This is a genomic window from Halochromatium glycolicum (genome assembly GCF_016584085.1).
In the GTDB taxonomy this organism is placed as follows: Bacteria; Pseudomonadota; Gammaproteobacteria; order Chromatiales; family Chromatiaceae; genus Lamprobacter; species Lamprobacter glycolicus.
In genome coordinates this window covers 1-1969 of the sequence record NZ_NRSJ01000104.1, presented here as the reverse complement: position 1 = coordinate 1969, position 1969 = coordinate 1, and the positions used below count along the sequence as shown (strand labels likewise).

At 47.2% G+C, this 1969-nt stretch carries 5 protein-coding genes; 1 reads left to right on the top strand and 4 read right to left on the bottom strand.

From position 1 onward, the window contains the following. The coding region (locus CKO40_RS23630) for a transposase (RefSeq protein ID WP_200348910.1) at positions 1-378 on the top strand (378 nt) is incomplete at its 5' end. Here the strand turns inward: CKO40_RS23630 and CKO40_RS23625 are convergent. The 4 genes from CKO40_RS23625 to CKO40_RS23610 all read right to left on the bottom strand — a co-directional run bounded on the left by CKO40_RS23625 (position 379) and on the right by CKO40_RS23610 (position 1740). Further along, positions 379-768 (bottom strand): hypothetical protein, encoded by a 390-nt coding sequence (locus CKO40_RS23625; RefSeq protein WP_200348909.1) that lies wholly within the window; start codon positions 766-768, stop codon positions 379-381. A 95-nt stretch (positions 769-863) separates the two neighbouring features. After that, positions 864-1097: a type II toxin-antitoxin system HicA family toxin gene (locus CKO40_RS23620; RefSeq protein WP_242477309.1), complete on the bottom strand. Its 234-nt coding sequence runs from the start codon at positions 1095-1097 to the stop codon at positions 864-866. After that, positions 1075-1296, bottom strand: coding sequence for a type II toxin-antitoxin system HicB family antitoxin (locus CKO40_RS23615; RefSeq protein ID WP_200348907.1), 222 nt, complete (start codon positions 1294-1296; stop codon positions 1075-1077). The genes CKO40_RS23620 and CKO40_RS23615 overlap by 23 nt, the downstream gene beginning before the upstream one ends. Positions 1297-1401: 105 nt before the next feature. After that, positions 1402-1740 carry a hypothetical protein gene (locus CKO40_RS23610; protein WP_200348906.1) on the bottom strand — a complete coding sequence of 113 codons (339 nt, stop codon included), beginning with the start codon at positions 1738-1740 and terminating at the stop codon, positions 1402-1404. Positions 1741-1969 lie beyond the last annotated feature (229 nt).

Here is a 1969-nt window from a genome sequence, read left to right as displayed (position 1 = left end):
TTCTTGCCCCGGTCTAACCAGACGGCGATCGCCGCGTTCTTCGACGCCATCCGGGCCGCTAACGCCGACTACCGGGCCATCATCGTGATCCTCGACCACTTCAGCAGCCATCACGCCGCCGAAGTCAAGCAGGCGGCCAAAGAACACGCCATCGAGCTGCTCTTCCTGCCACCCTACGCACCGGACCTCAACCCGATCGAATTCATCTGGAAAACAATCAAACGGGTCATCTCGGTCAACTTTATCGGCTCGCTCGACCAACTGAAACACCACATCCGCTTGACCTTCAACGAAGCCAGTCAGTATTGCTCCTATGCGCGGTCCTGGATCGAGCGTTTCGTGCCGCATGTCTTAGACTATAAAGAATTTTGCGGATGACTATAGAGGTTCGCTGTCACCAGACTTAATATATGTAACAAATACACTTCTTTCATCAATTGGCTCAATGAAAAGAATATTTCCTTCTTTATCTTTCCATTGGCCGCAAAAGTTATTTATGTATGTATCCAACTCAGAGTTCTCAATAATATTTCTCTGATTTTCTTCCTGATCCATGCATTCCCACATTTCGTTTTGATGGAGCCATATTGGATCTGCGTTATTCCTAATAAATTCGTCTATATCAACTCCATCTATTGTTTCAGGGCGTTTGACCCTAACCTGTTTCCCATTGATAAATACCCACATATACTTTTTCTGTCTTTCTTCCTTTGCTTTCTTCTTCGCTCGCTTTTGAGCAAGAGTGAGTTTCTTTGACTTTTTTGCCATTTACGAGCGCTTCTTGCGCTAACGTCAGCGCTAACCGGTCGACGAGGAAGCGTAGCGCCCGAGGCGATCCGTGTTAAGCGCCTTGTTCGGCTTTTTCATTCAAACTCCGAACGTTGGACGCCAGACTGGCGAATGATAGACATCAAGGTTCCCATTTTAATTTCTCTATGATCCGGAACTGGCACCGTTATAGTGCTTCCATGTATTTGCTTCTGCATGATTACATGGCTACCTTTTCTCCTTACTTCTTGGAAGTCATGCCTCTGAAGAATCTGGCAAATTTCCTTTCCCGAGAAGACCTTGAGTCTACCCAACAGCAATCTCCACATGTGTGACGTAAACTTCGTCGTGAAGACGTGAGTTGATTTCTTCCGGTGAAGCCGTTTCAAAGAACAGCTCCAGTGCTTCTTTCAGATTCGCGCGAGCCTCGCCTACTGTATCTCCTTGGCTTGCCACGTCCACCTCAGGACAGAGCGCCACATACCCATCATCTTCTTTTTCAATGATGGCGGTTAATTGTCTGACCATAATCGTCAACCCTCTTATTTTTTCACGCGTTTATAGCCGAACGTTGCCAATAACCCGCTTGTCGGGTTAATTGGCCGTGTTAGATTTTAATCTTTAGTGACACAACTATTTATACTTTTCTTTAATTTCTTGGATTTTCCTCTTATATATCTTTTCCATGTTGGAGTTGCAACGACCTACTTTATTGTCAAAATATGGTACTCGAGCCTTCTGCTCATATCTCCCGTCAGGGTAGATATATTGATAAGCATAGTCGCTTATCCATTCCCATCTTTCCGCGCTTGCATTGTATTTGAAATCTGTCCCTTTCCCCCATTTCGCATAATCTTGCGCAGTTCCATTAATGTTGGAAAACCCGCAGTAGAAATAGTCATCGGCAGCATTGCCCCTCAGTGGCATAGCTAAAATTGTGGCAGTTGCCAAACATACTAATATGAATTTCATGGATACTCCCAAGAATTGCTGAATCTAACGTTAACCGCAGCCCGCGCCAAGCTGCGGCGACGCGCGAAGCGCCCGCCGCAGCTTGGCGTCGGGCTGGCGGGCTCGTGTACGCCCGGCATGGGCATGAACTGATGGGGTGAAAGTCCCCTGTAGGAGTACCTGTAGTGTCCTCTTGGACCAATAGAACTACTAGCCGACGGCAAGGGCAAACCCGCGAGGGGATGTCTGG